Consider the following 18,663-nt stretch of genomic DNA (forward strand, 5'->3'; position numbering starts at 1 on the left):
TTGAGCCGAATTGCATCGCCTGGCTATACAGCCGATGAAAATGACATTGTGGTTGGGCTGTTTTTCAGTCTTGATGGCCACGACTGGATCATATTCATTCCCTTAGCCCATGAGTAAGCTTGAGTAAGGTCAAGGGTATCATGAGGCTTCACCCACTTTTTGGACAAAAATGAGTCAGGGGAAGGGAGCTAATGCTTATTCGTCCTTGTCCTGTCGCTTTTGCAGGAACATAACCAGAAAATAGCTGCCGATAAGGGCCGGAACAACTGACAGCCCCTCCATGAACCTGGCTTGAGAAAAAGAATAAGTGCTGTATATCAAGAGCAGAATAATAAATATCAGCAGGGCAATCGACAGGTAGCGGTTCATATAATATTCCTGATTATGCTTCTAAACACCTTTTTTAGAATTATTTTGTTGAATTATTCACGACACATCAGTTCAACCACTGCAGATGTACGATCTTCGGCTTTCTGAGCAGGCCTGATCTGCATCAGTGATTCTGCTGCCATGATTATCATTTGGATTTATGTTTATTGTAAAGCATGAGCATGACAAGATCAATATGCAGTAATTTTAACAACGACTTTTCAGCCACATGGTTTTCGAATCTTACTTTTTAGGGAGCTGGTATGCCCCATGGCTATGGGCGTATTTTTTTGACTGCTCTTTAGATCATGCCCCTAGTCCTTCCTCTGCCCCACCATTTACCCTGCCATTGAAAACAATCCCACATTTCAGGTGAATATTGTTTTTTCCTGCAGATTCATTTACCAAGGAAGATATACGTTAAAAAATCAAGCCCTTGGTTTTTCCTTTCAAAGTTTTTTTGTGGAGTCGATCATGTCCAAGTCTTCCAAGGAACAAGATCAGTTGATTCAGATCAGCTTCCCTGATTCCCATGACATCCTGATGGATGCTCCCATAGGTATCTTCACCTCTACCCCAGATGGCCGCTATATCTCGGTTAACCGGGCATTGGCCAGGATGTATGGGTACGATTCTCCTGAGGATATGATAGCATCAGTCAAGGACATTTCCGGGCAGGTATATGTCGACCCTGAAGACCGGAAGGAGTTCATGCGTTTACTTGAAGATTTCGGTGAGGTGGTTAATCACGAATGTCGCATGCTCCGTCAAGACGGGTCAGAGTTCTGGGTGTCCAAGAGTGCCCGGATTGTTAAAAAATCTAAAGAGCAGGTCGTATATCAGGGGTTTGCTACGGATATAACGGATCGCAAGCAGGCGGAATTTCGGGAGCATAAGAGCGAGGAACGTTTTCGGCTGATGTTTACAAATGCTCCAATGCCTTATCAGTCCCTGGACGAGCAGGGGAATTTTCTGGACGTTAACCAGACTTTTCTGGATGTACTTGGCTACACTCACGAGGAACTGATCGGTAAGAATTTCGGGGAGATTCTGCATCCTGACTGGCGTGATCATTTTAAGGAGAATTTTCCCAGATTCAAGGCAGTGGGAGAGATCCTGGGCGTTGAGTTCGAGCTGGTCAAAAAGGATCAGTCAACAATTCTGGCCCACTTTAACGGCAAGATTCAGCGTGATGACCAGGGCCGATTCCAGAGAACTCACTGTATCTTTCAGGATGTCACTGAGCGTAAACGAAATGAAGAATACCTGAGGCAAGTTCTGGAGGCTACAGATGACGGAATATGGGATTATGATCTGGTCACCGGAAGCTTTGCTTGTTCAGAACGTTTTGCAGAGATGCTCGGCTATAAGCCTGAGGAAATCAAGAATTTCGGTTGCTTTTGCGAAGAAAATATCCATCCTCAAGATGCTGACAATTTTCGGTCAGCCTTTGAGGGTTATATTAGTGGACGGTTGCCAACATATGCAACTGAATTTCGCTTGAAAACAAAACAGGGCGATTATAAATGGATATACACCCGGGGTCAGGCTTTGCAGCGGGATGCATCAGGCAGGGCATTGAGAGTCGTTGGGGCGCATACTGATATCTCCAAGCGCAAACAGACCGAGGATGAGTTGCGGAAAAGAGAGAATTTTATCAAATCCACCCTGGACAACCTTCCAGTGGGCGTAGCCATTAATTCAGTGGATCCAGAAGTGAAATTTATCTACATGAATGATAATTTTCTCAGGTTTTACCGGACTACAAGAGAAGAGCTGACTGAAAAGGATTTCTGGGAGGCAGTTTATCAGGATCCCGAATACAGGGAAAAGATCAGAAAGACAGTTCTTGAAGACTGTGCCAGCAAAGATTTCTCCCGCATGTACTGGAAAGACGTCCCGGTGTCCCGTCCAGGTGAGGAACCTTTCTATATCACGGCAAAAAATATCCCTCTGCCTGACAGCAACCTCATGGTATCGACTGTTTGGGATGTCACTGACCGTAAACTGACTGAGGATGCTCTGCGTGAAAGTGAAGAGCGGTTCAAAGCCCTGCATAATGCGTCATTTGGGGGGATCACCATCCATGATAAAGGACTGATTCTGGAATGCAACCTGGGGCTTTCAGAGATTACCGGCTATGGTTACGAGGAACTCATTGGAATGGATGGTCTGCTTCTGATAGCTGAGCATTCCCGTGAGATGGTTATGAATAACATTCTTGCCGGTTATGAAAAGCCTTACGAAGCCATTGGGGTGCGCAAAAACGGACAAGAATATCCCGTTCGTCTGGAAGCCAGAAACATTCCGTACAAGGGCAAGAATGTCAGGGTGGTTGAATTCAGAGATATTACCGAGCAAAAACAAGCCGAGTATGCACTTCATGAAAGTGAAGCTCGTTTCCGCAATCTCTTTGAACACGTTCCCACTGTGGCAGTCCAGGGATATGGGATGGATGGCAAAACGCTCTTCTGGAATAAGGCCTCAGAGAGATTTTATGGATTTTCATCAGAAGAGGCCATTGGAAAGAATCTTGTGGACCTGATTATTCCAGACGAAATGCGCCAGGATGTTACTCAAGAAATGAAAACCATGCGTGAGAGTAATATACCAGTTCCAGCCACCGAACTTCAGCTCAAACGCAAAGACGGGTCCCGCATCCACGTCTATTCCAGCCATGCAATCGTCCAGAGGCCTAATCAGCCATCTGAAATGTTTTGCATTGACATCGACCTGACTGAGCTGAAGCAGACCGAAGCTGAGCTGGTTCAGGCCAAAGAGCAGGCTGAATCCGCCAATCAGGCCAAGTCCGAGTTTCTGGCCAATATGAGTCATGAGATCAGAACACCCTTGAATGGGATTATGGGCATGATGCAGCTCCTGGAAACTACCAGCCTGGACCAGGAACAGCAGGGATACCTGCATATGTGCCTGGCCTCGGCCAACAGACTGACCAGACTACTTTCAGATATTCTGGATTTATCCAGGATAGAGTCCGGTCAGATGGTAATTCGAAAGGAAGAGGTGGATGTAAAGAGGCTGTGCGATGCAGTAAATGAGTTGTTCATGGTCACCAGCCAGGATAAGAACATATCCCTGGAATTCAGTTCAGACCTGGAGCTGCCTGGAGTTTTTCTGGGAGACGAGGGCCGACTGCAACAGATCCTGTTCAATCTTGTGGGCAATGCCATCAAGTACACTGAGCAAGGCAAAGTCAGTCTGGATATTATGCCTTTGCCTCCGGGCAGAGGTGAGCAGCTCCGCCTGTTGTTCACAATATCCGACACCGGCATAGGAATCCCTGAAGATCGTCTCAAAGTTCTTTTTCAGCCATTTTCTCAGGTGGATGGATCATATTCTCGCAGGCATCAGGGGGCAGGTCTTGGCCTGGCCATTGTTAAGCGGCTTGTTGATCTCATGGGTGGAAACATCAGTGTTGACAGCACTGAAGGCAAGGGAACTACGGTTTATGTGAGTCTTCCTTTCAGACTGTCCAGTGAAGTAACCATGACCAACCATAAGCAGCCTGAGCATTTACTGAAGGCAAAGCAGAATCTTCAGATTCTTTTAGCTGAAGATGAGTTCACCAACCAGTTTGCCACACAGAAGCTTCTGGAAAGAATGGGTCATACCGTGACAATTGCCGGGGATGGACAGCAGGTTCTTGATCTGCTCCAGAAACACGAATTCGACTGCATCCTCATGGATATTCAAATGCCGATTATGGATGGAGTCGAGGCAACCAGGATGGTCCGCTCTTCAGATGACTTTGGTTCAAAGAAAGACATACCCATAATTGCCATGACTGCCCATGCCATGGATGGAGATCGGGACCGGTTTCTGGCAGCCGGAATGAATGACTATATTTCCAAACCGGTGCAAGTAGAGGATCTGGAAAAAGTGCTGGAGAGATATTCATATTAAAAATGCTTAGAGCTGCCACCCGGCTGTTCAGCATATGGTGACTTGTTCAATGGGAGTCAAATATGCCCGAGTATCAATCTGAGAATTTTAAGAGCAAGCTGTCCTCTCAAGACCTTTTTGATGTGTTCATGAATGCCCCTATGGGGATCTTTTTGGCCACAGTTGAGGGGCGGTTTCTGTCAGCCAACCTGGCTATGGCCAGGATGCTGGGTTATGAAACACTGGAAGTTATGGCTTCATTTGTTGAAGATGTCACGCATCAAATATTTACTGATGGTTGTGACTGGAATAAGTGCCTCCAGCTTTGGGAAACGCAGGGCAATGAAGCCAGCCATGAATGTGCTCTGCTTGGTCAGGATGGGTCTGAAGTTCGAGCATTAATTAATATGCATGCCATTCATGATATCGATGGCAATGTTTTGAAGTATCAATTTTTTGTTAACCATGTTTTACCGGATAAACAAAACGAACCATCCTGGATAAATTTTAACCAGGACTTTCTGGTGCTTCTGGAAAATACAACAGACTTCATTTATTTCAAAGATTACAACAGGCGTATCCGCTTCTGCAGCCAGGCCATGGCCAGAATCACCGGCCATAGTGACTGGAAGGAAGTGATCGGAAAAAACGATTTTGATCTTTTTCCAAAAGAAACAGCCGGCATTTATTATCATGAAGAGAATCAGGTCCTGGAGAAAGGAATCCCTCTGCTAAACAAAGTAAATCCATATCTTGACGAGGATGGACGTCCTGGCTGGGTTTTGACCAACAAGTGGCCGGTCTTTGATGACAGTGGAAATAATGTTGTAGGACTGTTTGGTATCAGTCGGGATATTACAGATCTAAAGCAGGCCGAATTGGCACTTTCTCATTCCCATGATCTGTTGCGGTATATTGTTGAGCATACAAGAAGCTCTGTTGCAGTACATGATAAGGATCTGAATTATATATATGTCAGTCAGCGGTATCTTGATGAATTCAAGGTCAAAGAAGAAGATATCCTTGGCAAACATCATTACGAAGTATTTCCTGACCTTCCTCAAAAATGGCGGGATGTTCACCAGAGAGCTCTTAAAGGAGAAGTAGTCAGCGCAGAAGATGATCCATATTACCGTGACGATGGTACAGTGGAGTGGACTCGCTGGGAATGCCGGCCATGGTATGAACAAAACGGGTCCATCGGTGGGATTGTAATTTATACCGAGGCCATAACAGAACGCAAAAATATTGAAGAGGCTCTGCGGGAGAGCGAGCAAAGATACCGGACTGTTTTTGAAAATACAGGAACTGCAACTTGCATCCTGGAAAAAAACGGAATCATCTCTCTTGCAAATACCAAGTTTGCTGAATTGGCTGGTTATCCCCTTGAAGAGATCGAAAACATAAAGACCTGGATGGAGTTTGTGGCTTCAGAGGATCTTGACCGAATGCGCCAGCAGCACGAGTTAAGACGGGAAGCTAGAAATAAGGCTCTGACCGAATATGAATTCAGATTTATTGATAGCCAGGGCAGCATTAAAAATATTTACCTGTATATTGATATGATACCTGGAACTGATAAAAGCGTGGCATCACTTCTAGACATTACTGAACTTAAGCGGTCGGAAAGTGAGTTGATCAATAGAAAAAGACTGCTTGAAGGTATTATAAATGGGGTTTCAGACGTTTTGGCCATTCAGTACCCAGATTTAAGCATCGAGCGCTATAATCAGGCCGGGTACGATCTGTTGGGCATGACTCAGGAGGAAGTTAAAGGAAAAAAGTGTTTTGAGCTTATCGGGCGTGAGTGGGCTTGTGATATTTGTGCAACACAAAAGACTTTAAAGACTGGACAGCCTGAACAGACTGAAAAGTATATTCCTGAGCTGGGTATTTACCTTGAATGCCGGAGTAATCCCATAATGGATGAAAAGGGTAATATCGTTCAGATTATCGAACAGCTTAGAGACATTACTGAGCGCAAGAATATTGAAGAGAAAATGCAGTTGAATGAAAAACGCCTCCAAGCCCTTCTTGACCTGAACGATATGAAAGATGCCAGTGAAACAAGACTGACAAATTTTGCAATGGAGGCGGCAGTGCTTTTGAGCGGAAGTTCCATTGGTTACATAGCCTTTCCCAGTGAAGATGAGACAGTTTTGAATATGTATGCATGGTCCAGCCAAGCCATGAAGGAATGTGCGATCAAGGACAAGCCTGTTCAATACAATTTAAAAGACACTGGCCTCTGGGGTGAGGCAATCCGACAGCGCTGCCCAGTAATTATAAACGATTACTCAGCGCCGAATCCCTTGAAAAAGGGGACGGCAGCCGGTCATATTCATATTGAACGCTATATGAGTGTTCCCATATTTGATGGTGACCGGATTGTCATTGTTGCAGGCGTTGGCAATAAGGAAACTGATTATGATGATGACGATGTCCGTCAGCTTACGCTTCTTATGTCTGGGCTGTGGGCCATACTTTGCAGGAAAAGGTCTGAGGACGAACGTGAGAAGCTGCAGGACCAGCTTATGCAGGCTCAGAAGATGGAGTCGGTTGGTATTTTGGCTGGCGGAGTAGCCCACGATTTCAACAACCTGCTGCATACCATGCAGGGAAATCTTGAATTGCTTTCTGCTGGCGAAACCCTTGATTTACGTAATTCAGAACGGTTGCAGGCTGTTTCCAAATCCATTGACCGGGCTGCCCAGCTTGTTCAGCAGCTGCTTATTTTCAGTCGAAAGGCAAGTTCCCGAATGTTACGGGTCGATGTGAATCAGGAGGTTCAGCAGGTAGTCCAAATACTGAAACGTACGGTTCCCAAGATGATCAATTTAGTCTTGGATCTTGAACCAGACATCGATCCTGTATCAGGAGATCCAGCCCAAATTGAGCAAATCCTGCTCAACCTTACCAATAATGCTGTGGACTCTATGCCTGACGGGGGCAAGCTGACCATTACGACAGCCAACGTTGAGATTGATATGGATTTTGTTGAAAAACACCCAGATGCTTTGCCTGGATCCTATGTTCTCCTGGCTGTCACTGACACGGGCTGGGGTATGGACAAAAAAACGCTAAAACATATTTATGACCCTTTTTTTACCACCAAAGAGGTTGGCCAGGGAACCGGGCTAGGGCTGCCCTCGGTCTATGGTATTGTCAAAACCCATGGAGGTTACATCTACTGTGACAGCGAAGCAGGTCAAGGCACTGCTTTCAGGGTATATCTGCCTGTGATGGAAAATAGCGACGACATAATTGAAGAGCAACAGCCGGAAAGTCTGCCGCAAGGCAGAAGAGAAACTATCCTGGTGGTCGACGATGAACCAGAAATACGGGAGTTGACTCAGGAGAGCCTGGAAGGCCTGGGATACACCGTGATTAGTGCGGAAAGTGGGGAAGAAGCCCTGTCTATTTTTCAGAAACACAGAGAAAATATCCACCTTGTTCTGCTTGACCTTAATATGCCTGGGATGGGCGGCCACAAATGCCTCCAAAAACTCCTTAAGATTGATCCATCCGTCAAGGTTCTCATTGCCAGCGGCTATTCGGCTGACGGTCAAGCAAGAGAGACTATTTCTTCCGGGGCCAAAGGTTTTATTGGCAAACCTTACCAGTTAAAGAAGCTTGCGTGTTTAGTAAGTGACCTGTTGAGCACGGACAGCCAACCTCCCATGAGCTGATCCCGGATCTGCAAGCATCCAATCCAGGTGCTTCCCTGAAACTGGACAGATATAGCAGGCAGTGACCTGCCTGAAACTGTCAAGGAGAGCCGGGTGTGAGCAGTTGCAGAAAGTGCTGAGGCAGGCAGTTTAAGGCTTATATGGCCACGAAGGCCGGGGTGAATATGTCAGAACATAAGACTGGTCAAAATGGACCTGAACAGATGAAGATGTCTGTAGACCTTGATTACCGTGATATTCTGGAAAACTCTCCAGTTGGCATCTTTATTTCTACCCCTGGTGGCCGCTACCTTTCGGCTAATCCGGCCCTGGCCAGGATGTATGGTTATAGTTCACCTGAAGAACTCGTGGAAACAGTCTCAGACATTGCTGGACAGGTATATGTTAATCCATCTGACCGGGATGAATACAAAAGCCTTCTGGAAAAGCACGGTAAAGTCATTAACTTTGTCAGCCAAAGACTCAGAAAGGATGGCACTGTTTTCTGGGTGTCTCTCAACTCCAGGGCAGTTCGTAATGGTCTGGGCAATATTACCCATTATCACGGATTTACTACGGACATAACCGAACAAAAGCTCGCCCAAATCGAACTTGAAAGAGAAATGGCTGAAAAGCTCAGGCATCTTGAAGCCTTCAAAAAAGAGGAAGAGCAAAGAAAAATTTTAATGAACAACTCCCGTGACGGCATCGTGATCATCGACCAGGAGCACCGGGTTATTGAGGCCAACGAGAGTTTCTCCAGAATGCTTGGCTATTCCAGTGAAGAAATTTGCACCCTGCATACCTGGGACTGGGAAGCAGTATTGACCAGGGAGCAAATCCAGTCTGGCTTTGATAATCTTTCCAAAGCCAGAAGTCTTTTTGAGACAAGGCATAAAAGAAAAGACGGATCAGTTTTTGACGTTGAGGTTAGTGCGTCTGGGGCAAGAGTGTCAGGGCAAAACATTGTTTTTGCGGTTTGTCGGGATATTACCAAGCGCAAGAAGGTTGAACATGACCTTAAAAAATCCGAAAGCTATTACCGGGCAGTTTTTGAAACCACTGGCTCTGCCCAGGTCATTATCAATAAGGACACGATTATTTCCCGGGCAAATTCAAAGTTTGAAGCTTTGTCAGGCTACCTCTGCCATGAGGTTGAAGGAAAGATGTCCTGGACGGAGTTTGTTCATCCAGATGACCTTGAAAGGATGACTGAATTTCATCATGACAGGCGAAAAAATGAAGCAGGCGCTCCTAAGGTTTATGAATTTCGGTTTATTGATCGCTCAGGCCAGGAACACTTCATCTATCTCTCTGTGGCCATGATTCCAGGAACTGATCAGAGCATTGCTTCGCTGATGGATATTTCGCAGCTCAAAAGAACCGAATTTGACTTGCGGGAGAGCGAGTCAAGGAACAAGGCCCTGCTCAGCGCACTTCCAGATATGATTTTCTTACTGGATAAAGAGGGAGTGTTTCTGGATTATCATGCCCCTGGAGAGAATATGCTTTTGAGGGATCCGGGATTTTTTATCGGTAAAAGGGTTCATGAAGTTTTAGCACCCGATATTGGCGAGATGACCCTGGAAACTATCAGAAGCATCTGTCAAGCAGGTGAAGCCCCACCATATCAGTATGAGCTTTCCATCAGCGGCAGTCCAAGGTATTTTGAGAGCCGGATGGTGGCCTGTGGAGATCATTTCCTGGCCATTGTCAGGGATGTGACCCAGCAAACCAATGACCAGGCCGAGCTCAAGGAAAAGACTCAGCTTCTCCAGAAAATCACGGACAATATGTTTGATCTGGTTTGCCTTGTGGATCTGCAAGGTAAATATAAGTATGTCAGTCCGTCCTACAGGATTTTTGGATATGATCTGGATGAACTGGTGGGGAAAAAAATGATGGATCATATTCATCCTGATGACCTGGACAGCCTGATCAAAACTTTTGAAGGTGCTAAGGTCAGCAGGGAGAAAGTCTGGACAGCTGAACTGAGATACAAATCTGCCAGAGGCGATTACCTGTGGATTGAGACCGTGGCCAGACTGATATTAGGTGAAAATGGCAGTCCTCAGGAGATCATATTTTGCAGCAGGGACATTACCGGTCGTAAAAAAATTGAAAATGAGCTGACTCGGAGCAATGAGGAGTTGAAGACAGCTGAAAGGATGGCCGGAATGGGCAGCTGGAAATATGATCCTGTCTGGGATATGGTTACCGGCTCGGATGAGGCCTACAGGATAATTGGCCTGAAAAATTACAAGGGTGTTCCTTTTTCCCGGCTGCTTGAAGTCATTCATGAGGATGACCGGTCCCGAATTACTGATTTGCGGGATTTGATTCTTGATACTCCCCAGTCTTTTGACTTTGATCTTCGAGTGGTTGTCCTGGGAAAGCAAAAATGGTTGAGAATTGCCGGGGCTTTAAGAAGTTCCAGGCAGGGGGGCAATCCTGTGGCCATGGGCATGGTCATGGACATAACCGAGAAAAAAGAACTGGAAATAAAAGAGAAAAGACAAAATGAACAGCTAGCCCAAGCCTCCAAGATGACTGCTTTGGGGACTCTGGTGGCTGGGGTTGCCCACGAGATTAACAATCCCACCAACCTGATCATGCTCAATGCACCCATACTGGAGAAGATATGGGATGATGCCCTGCCCATAATTGAGGCTCACCATCAGTTGTACCCTGACTTTGAGCCGGCAGGTATCCCCTGGGCTCAGCTTGAGGAAATTGGGGCAGAACTTTTTTCAGGAATTAATGAGGGCAGTAAAAGGATAAGCAAGATTGTATCAGAACTTAAAAATTTTGCCAGACAGTCCCCCTTAAGCCTTACTGACCTGGTGAGTATCAACGAAATTGTTGAATCGGCCCTGACCCTGATCAGCAAGACCATATTAAGATATACCAACAACTTCAGGGTTACCCTGGAGCCGGATATCCCGGTCATCAGAGGAGATTTTCACAAACTGGAGCAGGTGGTGGTTAACCTTCTGATAAACTCCTGCCAGGCATTGACCGATAAAAATGAAGCCATCTCCCTGAAAACTTTTTACTGGCCTGACCAGGCTACCATAGGCATTAAGATTATTGATCAGGGTGAAGGAATTCATCCGGACAATCTGAGCCGTATTCTGGATCCCTTCTTCAGTACCAGGCGTCAAGGAGGGGGGACCGGGCTGGGGTTGTCCATATCTTCTTCAATCATTAAAAACCATAACGGAACTATCGGCTTTGAGTCGGAGCCTGGCAAGGGAACAACCGCAACTGTTCTGCTCAAGATTTCCAGACTATAAGCTATGTTACTTGGAACTGAATCAAATGTCTGACAACTTATTGGGCCACCCCATATATATTGTGGATGATGAAGAATCCCTTTCCAGAAGTTTCGGAATCGCCCTCAGGTCTTCAGGTTTTAGTGAGATAAAAATATTTAATCAGGGACAAGAAGTCCTTGATTTGATTCCAGACCTGGAGTGCAAGGTAATGCTCCTTGACCTTTTCATGCCTGGGGTTTCTGGTGAAGAGGTTTTAAAACAGGTCCGGGACAGTTGTCCCCAGGTCCAGGTGGTGGTTGTAACCGGAAATGATGAAACCGATACAGCTGTCAGGTGTATTAAATCCGGGGCATTTGATTATCTGGTCAAGCCGGTGGAGCAGGACAGGCTGATAACTACAGTCCGTCGGGCCATGAGTCACTCGCTGCTATTATACCAGAACGCAAGGCTCAGGCAGAAGCTTTTAACCGGGAAGCTGGATTGTCCTGAGGCTTTTCAGGGGATAATCACTCAAGATCAGGCAATGAAAAGGATGTTCAGCTACCTTGAAGTGGTAGCTCCTGCTTCAGATCCAGTATTGATCACAGGTGAAACCGGAACCGGTAAAGATCTGGTGGCGTCGGCCCTGCATAAGCTCAGCCGACGAGGTGGAGAATTTGTCAGCCTTAACGTGGCTGGCCTGGATGACAACGTGTTTGCAGATACTCTTTTCGGCCATGTAAGGGGTGCTTTTACAGATGCTCATGAACATAGAAAAGGCCTTGTTGAACAGGCTGAGGGCGGGACTCTTTTTCTGGATGAGATTGGTGACTTGAGCCAGTCATCCCAGATTAAACTTTTGAAGCTGGTCCAGGACCATGTTTACCTGCCCCTTGGATCTGATAAACCCAAGAAAGCCAATGCCAGGATCATAGCCGCCACCAACCAGGATCTGGACGCAAGCAAAGAACAGGGAGGATTCAGGGCTGACCTCTATTACCGAATCAATACCTATCAGGTCCATCTCCCACCTCTTCGAGAACGTGGTTCAGATGTCCTGCTTCTGGCAGAACATTTTTTTGAATCAGCCTGCAAGGAACATGGGGTTGAGAAACATACCCTTAACCAACGCATAATAACCATACTCTCCTCTTATGATTTTCCAGGCAATGTGCGTCAGCTTCGGTCTCTGGTCTATGCAGCGGTGGCTGGCGGCGGGATGGAGTATCTGGAAAAAAGCCTGGCCAGCCTGATGAGCGGCTTGGAGGATATACTCCCTGAAAACAACGGGTCAACAGCCCGTTTTCAGGATTGGTTTTATCCTGAGCCCCTGCCAACCCTGGAGGAAGCAGGGGAAAAACTCATCAGCCAGGCACTGCAGAAAACGCAAGGCAATCAGGCCAAGGCAGCCTTGATCCTGGGCATTTCCAGACAGGCCCTGAACAAACGTCTGAAAAAAAGACAATTCTGAATCTGACTCAACATGCCGGTCATACCGCAAACCTGAACCCCGGGCTGTCAGGCAGCTTTATGGGTATCGTTCATCCACCACATCTGTATCCTTTCTGATTTGCTTTTATAGATCCTACCTGGAGAAGTACGCTTTTCGTCAATCAGGGTTGACTAAATAAATTCGTCAACCCTGATTGACGCAGGAAATCCATTCTATTTCTTTATTCAAAAGATTTTTGTCAATCAAGGTTGACGTCTGGTTCTGTCAATTCTCCCTTCAATGAATAATGTCTTTGTTTATAAACGGTTATGGTGTCGCCAAGAATGGCACGCCAGATGCTTAGGAAGACTTTAAACATGTCTGCCTGATAATATTGGTTTTAAGACATTGAGATGAATAAGGACTGCTTCATTAAGGAGGGTGAAAAATGAAGAACATTTCCATCAGGGTCAAGTTGCTGGGCGGGTTTATGGTTTTATTGCTGCTGGTCTGTTCAGGTCTTGGCTTTATTGCTTATGACCGGGCTTCCAGGGCTGTAATTGGCCAGGTTCAAGAGAATATTCCTTTGATAGCCAGGGATGCGGCCCAGCTGGTGACCAGTCGGATGGACTACCACCGCCTGGCAGTGGAGGGCGTGGCCAACAGGAATGTGATCCAGTCCATGAACTGGCAGCAACAAAGACTGGCCCTGGAAGAAGAGACTGAAAGGCTGGGCTACCTGGGAATGGGGATAATTCTTCCCAATGGTGAAGCCAGATATCCGGATGGAACAACAGCCTCCTTGAGAGACCGGGACTATTTTCAAAGAGCCATGCAGGGAGAAACTGTTTTCTCTGAAATCATCATCAGCAGAGTGATCAACCGACCTGTATTTATTGTGGCCGCACCCATCAGAGGCGACAGAAGGGAAGTTCTGGGCGTGGTAATCGCCAGGCTGGACGGCGCCATCCTCAGCGATGTCACCGATACCGTTGGTTACGGACTTGAAGGTTACTCCTACATAATTGATGGTAGAGGTACTCTCCTTGCCCACGATGACAGAGAGCTGGTCATGGATCAAAGGAACTTTATCGAAGAAGCCAGGACCAATCCGGCGTACGCTGATCTGGCAGCCATGTTTACGCGCATGACCAGGGGAGAATCCGGTTTTGATCAGTACCCGTTCATGGGTTTGGACCGTTTTTTTGGGTATGCACCCATTGAAGGGACAAGCTGGTCCATAGCAGTTGGCGCTATGAGGGATGATGTTTTTGCCCCTGTCTACGCTTTAAGATGGGCAATTGCAGTATCTACTCTGTTTTTTCTTGGCCTTGGCATGGTCATTGCCCTGATGGTCAGTCGGACCATTATTTCGCCCATGAATAAGATCATGGCCTTTGCCCAGGCTGTGGCCAATGGAGATCTGGATGCCAGGTCAGGAATTGATCAAAAAGATGAGATCGGAAAGCTCAATATAAGTATCCAGGCCATGGTCAAAAACCTGATTGAGAAAATGCAGGAAGCTGAAAGCCAGACTGAGTTGGCCCAGCAGGAGACTGAAAAGGCCAGGGTAGCCACCATGGAAGCCCAGGAGGCCAGGAAACAGGCAGAAACCGCCAAAAGGGACGGAATGCTGCAGGCTGCCGGCAGTATTGAAGAAGTAGTGGAAAGGTTGACTTCTGCGTCGGAAGAACTTGCTGCTCAGGTTGAACAGGCCAGCAGAGGGGCAGAGGAACAAAAAAGCAGGACCAGCGAGACTGCCACAGCCATGGAAGAAATGAATGCCACAGTGCTGGAGGTTGCCAAAAATGCCTCAAGTGCAGCTGAAGGTTCTGACAAGGCAAAAATAAAGGCCCAGGAAGGGTCAGAAGTGGTGGTGGAGGCTGTCTCGGCCATTAATAAGGTGGAAAATCAGGCCCAGGCCATGATGGGCAACATGGACAAGCTGGGAAGTCAGGCTGAACAGATCGGCAAGATCATGAATGTAATTGATGACATTGCTGACCAGACCAACCTGCTGGCTCTGAATGCAGCCATTGAAGCAGCCAGGGCCGGTGATGCCGGACGAGGCTTTGCTGTTGTTGCTGATGAGGTTCGGAAGCTGGCTGAAAAGACCATGAATGCCACCAAAGAGGTTGGCGAGGCCATTACTGCCATTCAGGAAGGTACAAGGAGCAATATCCAGGGTATGCAGGAAGAGGTCAAGGCCGTGGGTGAGGCCACCAAGCTGGCCAATCTTTCGGGCAAGGCTCTGGAAGAAATTGTATCCTTGGTGGAGCTGGCATCAGACCAGGTCAGATCCATTGCCACGGCCAGTGAAGAGCAGTCTTCAGCCAGTGAAGAGATTAACCAGAGCGTTGAAGACATTAACAGGATAGCAGCCGAAACCAGCGATGTCATGGCCCAGTCAGCCCAGGCCATTTCTGAGCTGGCCAAACAGGCTTCTGATCTTCAGGAACTGGTTCATAAACTGAAACAGAGCTAGGAAAACAGTGCTTGATCAATAAACCTGCCGGGTATTCACGGGATACCTGGCAGGCAATCAGGCAGATATATTTTATCATTCAATCAGCGCCAATGACCCCGGCATAGCACTATGAACAACAAAAACATACTGATTGTTGATGACGAAGCCATGTTTCGCTTTTCTCTGAAAATTATTTTGAAAAAACATGGATTCATGGTTTATGAGGCAGGCAACGGGCTGGAAGGACTTGAAGTTTTATCAAACCAAGGGCTTAAGGTTGACCTTGTGATAACAGACATCAAGATGCCCAAAATGGGCGGGCTGGAAATGATCGAAAACATGGTCCGGCAAGGTGGAAAACCGGAAATCATTGCCATGACCGGGTACGGGGAAAAGGACACCCAAAGCAGATTAAAAAAAATGAATTGCAAATGGCTGCTGTTCAAGCCTTTTAAGGCTGACGATCTGCTGAGAACAGTCAATGCAGCAATTGGCAAGCTGGAATGCGTAGCCTGCTCATAATGACTTGATAACAGGCAGTTTGGTGATTCAGGCGTACATATTGATAATTAGAGACCAAAGGTTAGGAAAGTGAGCATAAAATATAAGCTGGCAGCCATTGGTGTGATTCCGGTCATACTGTTTCTGATCCTGATTATGTTTTACCACATACCATTGTCCAGGGATCTAATTTATCAGGGTAAGGAACGGTCGACAAGAGAACTGGTCAACAGTGCCCTGGGCATGTTTGATTATTTTCATCAACTGGAGAAATCCGGTCAATTAAGTCAGGAAGAGGCCCAGGATATGGTTGTGGAGATATTGAGGTCCATGACGTACGGAGAAGGTGGCCAGGATTACTTCTGGATCAATGACTCGCTGCACAGGCTGGTCATGCACCCCATGAGAGCGGATATGGAGGGCAGGGGACTGGCCAGCCATGACGCCATCGGGCTTGCCCAGCTCTTTGACAGATTCGGAGAGATTGTTGATGAGCATGGTTCAGGCTTTATAACCTATGATTGGCAATACTATGATGATGAAACCCGGGTTGAGCCCAAGCTTTCCTATGTGGCTGGATTTGAGCCCTGGCAGTGGGTTGTAGGCACTGGTGTTTACATCAATGATGTTCAGACAGTGGTTCAAGACCTGAGAAGACTGTCCCTGTTTTTTACAAGTCTGATTATCCTGCTCATCGGAGTAGTTGTTTATTATACTGTGATGAATATTTTAAGGCCGCTTCTGGAAACAGTGGCCTTTGCCGACAGCGTTGCTTCCGGTAATCTGGACAAGGTTCTGAAAGTCAGAAACAGGGACGAAATTGGTTCCCTGACTGGTTCCCTGAATAAGATGGTTTCTCATTTGAGGTATTTGATTAAGAGGTCCGAGGCCAAGGGACAGCAGGCTGAAGAACAGGCCCAAAAAGCTAAACTGGCCATGACAGACGCCAAATCCGCTCACCAGAAGGCTGAAGAGGCTTTGGCATTTATAAGTCAGACCCAGGAACGGACAGCAAGTCAGCGGACGGCCATTGCAATGCTTGCTCTGGATCAGATGATTCTTTCCGGAGACGTGGAAAAAGCTTTTGACAAGATCACCAAGGTTTCTTCAATGACCCTGAAAGCGGCCCGAGCCGGAATTTGGCTTGTTTCAGATGATGAAGCTGATTTGAAGTGTATTTCTCTTTATGAGGCAGACACTGGAGAAATCAGCAGAGGGCATCTGTTTCCAATAGCCGACCATCCAGCTTATTTTGAGGCGATTAAAAGTGACCAGAGAATTTATGCCATAGATGCCTATAATGATCCAAGGACTTTTGAGCTAAAAGACAGCTACCTGGCTCCCAAAGGAATATTTTCTCTTCTTGATGTCGGGTTTATGGTTGGTGGCAAGCTGGCAGGAGTGATCTGTCTGGAACATGTTGGAGAAAAAAGAGCCTGGCATCCTGATGAAGAGTCATTTATGGATACCATGGCTTCCCTGGCGGCCCAGGTCATGGGAAATATTAAAAGAAAAGAGGCTGAGGATGCCCTTAGAATGACTCAGTTTGCCATGGATAAAGCCTCAGACAGCATTATCTGGGTCGGAGAGGAGGGTGATATTTTATATGCCAATGACTCAGCCAGTTCCTCCCTTGGCTACTCCAAAGACGAATTGCTTAAGATGAAAGTATTTGACATTGATCCTGACTTTCCTGCTGACAAGTGGGAAGATCATAAGAATGAGCTTAGAAAAAAGGTACACATGAGGTTTGAGTCAAGACACCTGACCAAGGATGGCCGGGTTTTTCCAGTGGAGATTTCAACCAATTACTTTGAATACAAAGGTGGGTTCCTGGCCTGTGCCTTTGATCGGGACATTACCGAAGCCAGACAGGCCCAGGAGGAAAGAGAAAAGTTGCAGGCCCAGCTATTTCAATCGCAGAAAATGGAATCAATCGGTGTTCTGGCTGGAGGTGTGGCCCATGACTTTAATAACCTGCTCCATGCCATAAGCGGAAATGTCCAGCTTTTGAACATGAATAAGTCTCAAGACCATCCTGATAAAAACCGCCTAAAAATTATTGAGAGAAGTATTGAACGGGCATCTCAACTGGTCAAGCAGCTGCTTATTTTCAGTCGTAAAGCCGAGACTCAAAGAAAAGCTCTGGACCTTAATCGTGAAATTCAAAGTTCTGCTTCAGTGCTTAAAAGGACCATTCCCAGAATGGTCAAGCTTGAACTTATGCTTGATCCGGATCTGAAACCAATTCTGGGTGATCCGGTGCAAATGGAGCAGATCCTGCTTAACCTCGGTTCCAATGCGGCTGATGCCATGCCTGAGGGAGGGACTCTGCTTATTGAGACCATGAATGTCCAAATTGACAATGAAAAGGGCTTTGGACTGAAGCCCGGGCCATACGTGCTCATGAGTGTTTCTGATACCGGAGTCGGCATGGACAAAGATATACTGGAACAGATCTTTGATCCGTTCTTCACCACCAAGGATGTAGGGCAGGGTACTGGACTCGGGCTGGCTTCGGCTTATGGGATTGTAAAGTCCCATAAAGGTGAGATAACCTGTTACAGTGAACCAGGAATGGGCACAGTTTTCAGGATCTACCTGCCAGCATTGGAGGGTTCTGATCCTGAGCAGGTTGATCAAGCGCTAGACAAAGAGATCAAAGGTGGAACTGAAACCATACTGGTGGTGGATGATGAGCAGGATATCAGGGAATTGACAATGGAAGCTCTGATAATTGCAGGATATAATGCCCTTGGCGCGGCCGGGGCAAGAGAGGCTTTGGAGATTTATACCAAAGGCTTCAAAGATATTGACCTGATCATTCTTGATCTTGGAATGCCGGATATGGGTGGTGGGCAGTGTCTCTTAGAGATGCTCAAGATCAATCCACAGGCTAAAGTGCTGATAGCCAGCGGCTACTCTCTTAAGGGCCAGGCTGGTAAACCATTAGAGTCCGGGGCTGCAGGATATATTGGAAAGCCCTTTAGGATCACCGAGCTTATGGACAAGGTTCGGGAAGTATTGGACAGGGATGACTGATGATATGGATTGGTGTATGAGTGC

8 protein-coding genes are annotated in these 18,663 nt (G+C 46.8%); 7 read left to right on the top strand and 1 reads right to left on the bottom strand.

The window, feature by feature from the left end; genetic code table 11:
* Window positions 1–195 precede the first annotated feature (195 nt).
* Window positions 196–369 (bottom strand): hypothetical protein, encoded by a 174-nt coding sequence (locus P771_RS19015; RefSeq protein ID WP_162832165.1) that lies wholly within the window; start codon window positions 367–369, stop codon window positions 196–198.
* Between the two features lie 474 nt (window positions 370–843).
* Between P771_RS19015 and P771_RS18435 the strand changes: the two genes are divergently transcribed.
* From P771_RS18435 to P771_RS18450, 7 genes are all read left to right on the top strand, one after another.
* Complete coding sequence (locus tag P771_RS18435; protein WP_051617326.1) at window positions 844–4,293, top strand: PAS domain-containing hybrid sensor histidine kinase/response regulator; 3,450 nt, start codon at window positions 844–846, stop codon at window positions 4,291–4,293.
* 62 nt (window positions 4,294–4,355) lie between these two features.
* Window positions 4,356–7,961, top strand: coding sequence for a PAS domain S-box protein (locus tag P771_RS18440; RefSeq protein ID WP_051617327.1), 3,606 nt, complete (start codon window positions 4,356–4,358; stop codon window positions 7,959–7,961).
* A 203-nt stretch (window positions 7,962–8,164) separates the two neighbouring features.
* Window positions 8,165–11,236, top strand: coding sequence for a PAS domain S-box protein (locus tag P771_RS18445; RefSeq protein WP_208595971.1), 3,072 nt, complete (start codon window positions 8,165–8,167; stop codon window positions 11,234–11,236).
* A 25-nt stretch (window positions 11,237–11,261) separates the two neighbouring features.
* A complete protein-coding gene (locus tag P771_RS0112695) occupies window positions 11,262–12,668 on the top strand; it encodes a sigma-54-dependent transcriptional regulator (protein WP_028575433.1) in 1,407 nt (468 codons plus the stop codon).
* 409 nt (window positions 12,669–13,077) lie between these two features.
* Window positions 13,078–15,114: a methyl-accepting chemotaxis protein gene (locus P771_RS0112700; protein WP_028575434.1), complete on the top strand. Its 2,037-nt coding sequence runs from the start codon at window positions 13,078–13,080 to the stop codon at window positions 15,112–15,114.
* Window positions 15,115–15,225: 111 nt separating this feature from the next.
* On the top strand, window positions 15,226–15,618 hold the full coding sequence (locus P771_RS17585) for a response regulator (RefSeq protein WP_051617329.1): 393 nt from the start codon (window positions 15,226–15,228) through the stop codon (window positions 15,616–15,618).
* A gap of 69 nt (window positions 15,619–15,687) precedes the next feature.
* Window positions 15,688–18,639, top strand: coding sequence for a cache domain-containing protein (locus tag P771_RS18450; RefSeq protein WP_051617330.1), 2,952 nt, complete (start codon window positions 15,688–15,690; stop codon window positions 18,637–18,639).
* The last annotated feature ends 24 nt before the right edge of the window (window positions 18,640–18,663 follow it).

The sequence above is a fragment of the Desulfonatronovibrio hydrogenovorans DSM 9292 genome (assembly GCF_000686525.1).
In the GTDB taxonomy this organism is placed as follows: Bacteria; Desulfobacterota; Desulfovibrionia; order Desulfovibrionales; family Desulfonatronovibrionaceae; genus Desulfonatronovibrio; species Desulfonatronovibrio hydrogenovorans.

Excerpts from the sequence above, each read along its gene's own strand:
- P771_RS17585 (WP_051617329.1), top strand. The coding sequence starts at position 15,226 with ATGAACAACAAAAACATACTGATTGTTGATGACGAAGCCATGTTTCGC.
- P771_RS0112700 (WP_028575434.1), top strand. The coding sequence starts at position 13,078 with ATGAAGAACATTTCCATCAGGGTCAAGTTGCTGGGCGGGTTTATGGTT.
- P771_RS18440 (WP_051617327.1), top strand. The coding sequence starts at position 4,356 with ATGCCCGAGTATCAATCTGAGAATTTTAAGAGCAAGCTGTCCTCTCAA.
- P771_RS19015 (WP_162832165.1), bottom strand. The coding sequence starts at position 369 with ATGAACCGCTACCTGTCGATTGCCCTGCTGATATTTATTATTCTGCTC.
- P771_RS18435 (WP_051617326.1), top strand. The coding sequence starts at position 844 with ATGTCCAAGTCTTCCAAGGAACAAGATCAGTTGATTCAGATCAGCTTC.
- P771_RS0112695 (WP_028575433.1), top strand. The coding sequence starts at position 11,262 with ATGTCTGACAACTTATTGGGCCACCCCATATATATTGTGGATGATGAA.
- P771_RS18445 (WP_208595971.1), top strand. The coding sequence starts at position 8,165 with ATGAAGATGTCTGTAGACCTTGATTACCGTGATATTCTGGAAAACTCT.